This is a genomic window from Streptomyces sp. NPDC000880, assembly GCF_053599675.1.
The window spans coordinates 1-4,892 of sequence record NZ_JBSFMS010000218.1 but is presented as its reverse complement, the minus strand read 5'-3'; the positions used below and the strand labels follow the sequence as shown (position 1 = coordinate 4,892).

The 4,892-nt window shown below is 70.4% G+C and carries 6 protein-coding genes; 5 read left to right on the top strand and 1 reads right to left on the bottom strand.

Annotated features, from left to right (window positions below; translation table 11 throughout):
* The coding region (locus ACWDO5_RS35180; protein WP_450534601.1) for an isochorismatase family protein at nucleotides 1–456 on the top strand (456 nt) is incomplete at its 5' end.
* A 386-nt stretch (nucleotides 457–842) separates the two neighbouring features.
* Nucleotides 843–1,436 (top strand): MarR family winged helix-turn-helix transcriptional regulator, encoded by a 594-nt coding sequence (locus ACWDO5_RS35175; RefSeq protein WP_450534600.1) that lies wholly within the window; start codon nucleotides 843–845, stop codon nucleotides 1,434–1,436.
* Here ACWDO5_RS35175 and ACWDO5_RS35170 read toward each other — a convergent pair.
* The gene (locus ACWDO5_RS35170; protein ID WP_450534599.1) at nucleotides 1,360–1,830 is read right to left on the bottom strand and encodes a MarR family winged helix-turn-helix transcriptional regulator; all 471 of its coding nucleotides are present in this window, start codon (nucleotides 1,828–1,830) and stop codon (nucleotides 1,360–1,362) included. The genes ACWDO5_RS35175 and ACWDO5_RS35170 overlap by 77 nt on opposite strands.
* A 128-nt stretch (nucleotides 1,831–1,958) precedes the next feature.
* Here ACWDO5_RS35170 and ACWDO5_RS35165 point away from each other — a divergent pair, with 128 nt between their 5' ends.
* The 3 genes from ACWDO5_RS35165 (at nucleotide 1,959) to ACWDO5_RS35155 (ending at nucleotide 4,284) form a co-directional block, all read left to right on the top strand.
* Nucleotides 1,959–2,870, top strand: a complete 912-nt coding sequence (locus ACWDO5_RS35165) for an LLM class flavin-dependent oxidoreductase (RefSeq protein ID WP_450534598.1) — start codon at nucleotides 1,959–1,961, stop codon at nucleotides 2,868–2,870.
* Entirely contained in the window at nucleotides 2,867–3,493 is a 627-nt protein-coding gene (locus ACWDO5_RS35160; protein ID WP_450534597.1) for a YceI family protein, read from the top strand. Before ACWDO5_RS35165 ends, ACWDO5_RS35160 begins: the two co-directional genes overlap by 4 nt.
* Nucleotides 3,494–3,726: 233 nt before the next feature.
* A complete protein-coding gene (locus tag ACWDO5_RS35155; RefSeq protein WP_450534596.1) occupies nucleotides 3,727–4,284 on the top strand; it encodes a hemerythrin domain-containing protein in 558 nt (185 codons plus the stop codon).
* The last annotated feature ends 608 nt before the right edge of the window (nucleotides 4,285–4,892 follow it).

Below are 4,892 nucleotides of genomic sequence, written 5' to 3'. Positions count from 1 at the left end.
GGCGACCTCATCCCGGGACTGAAGGAGGTCTTCCCCGACCAGGAAATCATCGACCGCACCTGGATCAACGCCTGGGAGGACCCCAAGCTGAAGGAGGCGGTGCTCGCCACCGGCCGCCGTCAGATCGTCATCGCCGGCCTGTGGACCGAGATGTGCGTCGCCTTCCCCGCCGTCTCCGCCCTGGAGGAGGGCCGCGAGGTCTTCGTCGTCGCCGACGCCTCAGGTGGTGCCACCTTGGAGGCTCACGACCGCGCCATGGACCGTATGGTCGCCAAGGGCGCCGTCCCCCTCACCACCCAGGTGGTCCTCGGTGAATTCCAGCGCGACTGGGGCCGCCCCGCCACCTACGCCGGCGCAACGGCCGTCGCCAAGAAGTACTTCGGCAACTGGGGCCAGGTGCTCGACTACTACGCGCAGGCCGTCGGCGGTCCCGTCTCCGGCCACGGCAAGGTCTGAGACCGACAGCGACAAGGCCGAGGTGTCGGCCGCACGCCGACTTTGAGCCCTTGCCCCGGTTATCTGTGGTGACGGCGGCCGCCGCATACCAGCGGCGGCCGCCGGGAGGCCGAGTTCGGGCTACTTCCTGCTCTCCGTCCGTGCCGCCGGCCTCGCCGCGGGCCCGCTCGGCGGGTTCGACTCCGACGGCGTTGACGAGGAGTTCTTCCCCGACGGCCGCCTGAAGTCGTTCCTGGTGGTCAACATCGGCAAGCCCGGCGACAACCCCTGGTTCCAGCGACTGCCCCGCCTCGATTACGAGGAGGCCGTCAGCCACCTCTGAGCCCATGACGGGCCGCCGCCGCGACCCCATTCCCCGAACCCGGCATCCACCCCAGGAGCTCACCATGGCCACCGCACCCGACCGGCTCGACCACGACGCACAGCGGACCATGCGTGCCTTCCTGACCGCCGCACGCCTGCTCTCCGAACAGCTGGGGCAGGAACTGCGCCGTGAGAGCGGCATGTCGCAGATCCACTACGAGGTTCTGGCCTGGCTCTTCGAAACCCCCGGCCGCCAGATGAAGATGACGGAACTCGCCCGGCGCACCGGGGTGTCCACCAGCAGGCTCTCCCACCTCACCGACCGGCTCGAACAGCGTGGCTGGGTCCAGCGCCTGACCAGCCCGACAGACCGCCGCGTCCACCTCGCCCAGCTCACCGGGACCGGACAGCACGCACTGGAGGAAGCCGCCCCCTGGCACGCGGACTGCGCGCAGTCCCGCCTGCTGGACCACCTCACCCACGAGCAGCTGGACCAGCTGCGGGACATCAGCGAACTCCTCCGCCACCGTCTGACCGGGCAGGCCGCGCCCAGTCGCGCCCAGCCCCCGCCACCGGTGGGACTGACCGACGTGCCGCGCGCTACGACCGGGATCGCCGTGGCCGGCCGTTCCTCTCCGCCCGAGCGGCGTCATGGATACGGTGCAGGAAGCTGCTGACCGGCTCCGCCTCGCCGGGGGCGAGGTACTGGGCGAAATGGCGCTCGATCCCGTCGAGGTGCACCGTCGACGCTTCGGCCAGCCGACGAAGGCCCTGGTCGGTGAGCACGGCGTGCACGACGCGCCGGTCCTCGGCGGAGTGCTGCCGCTCGACCAGTCCGGCCTTGTCCATCCGCTCCAGCAGGCGCGTCAGCCCGCCGGTGCTGTAGACGACGGCGTCGGCCAGGTCGGTCATCCGCATCCGGCCCTCCGCCGACTCCGCGAGCCGCAGCAGCACGTCGTACTGCGACAGCGTCAGTCCCACGCTCTGACTCATCTCCCGTTCCATGGCCTGCATGATCTGGCCGTACGCAAGAACGAAATCAGTCCAGGCACCCAGAGCCCTGTCCTCCATACCGCCTCCTCCCTCGATGATCACCACCCCCGGAAATATATCTGCCGCATCAATAGTTGCAACGGAAGACACTTTACTCCGCGCCCGCCCGCCTCACACGGACCGGCGCCAGACACCGGAGAGAGACCATGGCAATCCCCACCGGCTCCGTCGGAATCAACATCGACCCCTCCGCCACCGGAGCGGCCTCGGCCCTACGTCTCGCACGGCTGGCGGACGAAGGCGGACTGGACTTCGCAGGCATCCAGGACCACCTCTACCACCCGGAATTCCTGGACGCCTGGACCCTGATCAGCACCCTGACGGCCTCCACACGGCGCCTGACGCTCATGCCCAACGTCGCCAACACCGTGCTCCGACCGCCCGCACCCCTGATCAAGGCCGCCAACACCCTGAGCATCCTCAGCGGAGGCCGGATCGCCCTGGGAGTCGGCGCGGGAGCGGCCCCTCCAGCCGTCGCCGCCTACGGCGGACCCCACTACACCCAGGGCCAGGCCACCAGCGCCTTCGAAGAAGCCATGCTGGTCATGAAGGCCATGAACGACCCCACCCAGCGGTCCGCCCGATTCAACGGCGAATACCACAGCCTCCAAGGGGCGCACCCCGGGCCGTTCCCGCCCCAGCCCGTACCGATCATGGTGGGCTCGTACGGCCCCCGCATGCTCCGGATCACCGGCCGACTCGGCGACGGCTGGCTGCCGACCAACAGCTACGCACCCCCGGAGCGCATCCCGGGCATGCAGCGCGTGATCGACGAAGCCGCCACGGCCGCCGGCCGCGACCCCAAGACCATCCAGCGGATCTACAACGTCATGGGCACCATCACCGGTGACACCGCTCCCGCATCCGAAGGCCAGGGCGTCGTCGGCCCCCCGCGCTTCTGGGTGGACACCCTGCTGCGCTACCGCGAAGAACTCGGATTCGACTCCTTCGTCTTCTGGCCCGTCAACGCAGACAGCGAGACCCAGGCCGCCCGCTTCGCCGAGCACGTGGCACCCCACATCCGTACCACCACCTCCGAGGGATCCCAGCAGTCGTGAACACCACCACAACCCGCACCCGGCCCACCGGCCAGGAACCGCTCACCCCGCCCGCCGGAACCTGGCACATCGACCCCGTGCATTCCACCATCGGCTTCGTCGCCCGCCACCTGGGCTTCGTCCGGGTCCGCGGCCGATTCACCGACGCCGAGGGCACCGTCCGCATCACCGACCCCGTCGAGGAGACGACCGCCGAGCTACGGATCGCCACAGCGACCGTCGACACCGGCGTCCCGGCTCGCGACCGCCACCTGCGCTCCCCGGAGTTCCTCGACACCGACCGCCACCCGGTAATGGAGTTCCGCGGCCACCGGGTCCGCCGCGCGGACGACCACTGGGAACTGGACGGCGACCTCACGGTCACGGGCATCACCCGCCCCCTGACCCTCACCGGACACTTCCTCGGACAGGACGTCTACCCCTTCACCGGAGGCCGCAGGCTGGGATTCACCGGACACGCCACCATCGACCGCCGCGACTTCGGCGTCTCGGGACTGCCCCCGCTGCCCGGAGCCCAGATCTTCGTCGGCGCCGCCGTCGACATAGAACTCGACATCAGCATGGTCGACCACGACATCCAGCCCTTCAACGAGCAGCTCCTCGGACGCCCCCAGGCGCTGTGACCGGAAACCGTAGACCGCCCACGACACCGCTGAAGCGCGGCCGACCCGGCCCATGGGCGCGGGCCCCCGCGCTCCGGCCGGGAAGCCCCCTTGGCCACCCCCGTGTGAGGAAACAGATGAGCAGAAGAACCGCCGGCGGCGGCAGACGCAAACCGTCCGCCAAAGGCCAGCCGCCACGCCAGGCCGGCCTCACGCCGACACCAGCACCAAAGCGGCGCCACAGCACGAAAAGAGTGCTGAAGGAGTCAAGCCGTCCCGCCGCCCCGGAGCCGGCCCGGGACGCTGGAGTCAACCGCCGGGGGCGCGACGAGGCCCGCCGTCTGATCGACGTACACGACCACTACCGGCGTGAGCTGACACAGCTCCGGGACCTCCTGCGGAAGGTGAAACAGGGCGGCGCCTCCATCTCCCAGGCCCGCGGCCGGCTGAACACCATGGCCCTCGGCACCGCCGACGGCGCGTTCAGCGAGGTCTGCCGTGCCCAGTGCCGCTCGCTCACCGAGCACCATCGACTGGAAGACCGCAGCATCTTCCCGCATCTGCGGCGGAGCCAGCGGAATCTCCAGGCAGTCCTCGACCGGCTGGACGAAGAACATCGCACCATCCACTCCCTGCTGACGGACGTGGACCGCGCTCTGGTCCACCTCGCCCGCAACCCGGGCGACTACGTCCCCATCACCGCGGCGGTCGACCTGCTCACCGACACCGTCCTGTCCCACTTCGCCTACGAAGAACGAGAACTCCTCGGCCCACTGGCACGCTTCGGGCTTTCCCGGGGCCGCCAGAGGTGACCCTCCCGGCCCCTCTGAGTGCCGCCGCCATCCTCCCCCGCCCCCCGCGCGGTCCGCTGGCAGAATCCGATCCGGCCGCCATGACGCTGTCGGCGAGGTCTTCCTGCCACTGCGCCCGCGCGAGTTCGGCGCCGCTGTCCTGCCCGAAGGCGGAGGCGTTCTCGGCCAGCAACTGGTCCCGCTCGTCCGCGTCGCGCGGGCCGTCCTGGATCAGGAGCTCGGCCGCCGGAGACAGCCGTACCGCTCCCGCGATGAACGCCCGCTCACCCGCCGTCAGTCCGGCCGATTCCCCTGACGATGGCCCGCATCCTCTCCGGGCTGCGGGCACGCGCGGGTTTCAGGCCGGCGCAGACCGCGGCCGACGCCGACCGCAATGCCGCCGCCGAGCGGGTTGATCGCGACCGGCTCGGGTGAGAACCTGGGGGACACCGCATGCCTCCGACGAGGACCGTGACCACGCCGCATCCGCCCGGTGAACCGTTCTCCGCGAGGCCGGGCACTGCCTTCTCGGCGTCCCGCGAGACAGCCCCGGCAGGACGGGGAGGCGTGAGGACGCGGCGTGGCGAGCCCGGCGGGAACCTTCCCGAGCGGTGGACGATCGGAGGTCG